Annotated in this window: 1 protein-coding gene; it reads left to right on the plus strand. The window is 43.7% G+C overall.

Annotation, left to right across the window (positions count from 1 at the left end; genetic code table 11):
• Window positions 1–160: 160 nt before the first annotated feature.
• Window positions 161–405: CHC2 zinc finger domain-containing protein (locus tag E5342_RS19195; protein ID WP_246867187.1), on the plus strand; the 245-nt coding region annotated here is incomplete at its 3' end.

Consider the following 405-nt stretch of genomic DNA (forward strand, 5'->3'; position numbering starts at 1 on the left):
GTCAGTTTGGTTTAGTCCGGGTGTATATACAAGAGGAACGGACTTACTATTTCCCAGTATCGGAACAGGCAGGTTTAGTATGGTACGGGTGTATATATAACGGACTAAACAGGACTGGTGCACTTTTCAACTATTTTTTTATCCCCAAAAAGAAAATGTTATGAACATCGAAGATGTGAAACAAATACCCATCGCAGACTATCTGCACAGTTTAGGTTACTCTCCTGTCAAACAGCAGGGTAACGGTTTATGGTACAAATCACCGTTAAGGGAGGAACACGAACCGTCTTTCAAGGTGAACACTGACCGCAACCTTTGGTATGACTTTGGCGCAGGCAAGGGCGGCAACCTCATCGCACTGGCAAAGGAACTCTATTGTTCAGACAGCTTGCCATACCTTTTAAA

This window comes from Parabacteroides distasonis (assembly GCF_004793765.1).
Lineage (GTDB): Bacteria > Bacteroidota > Bacteroidia > Bacteroidales > Tannerellaceae > Parabacteroides > Parabacteroides distasonis_A.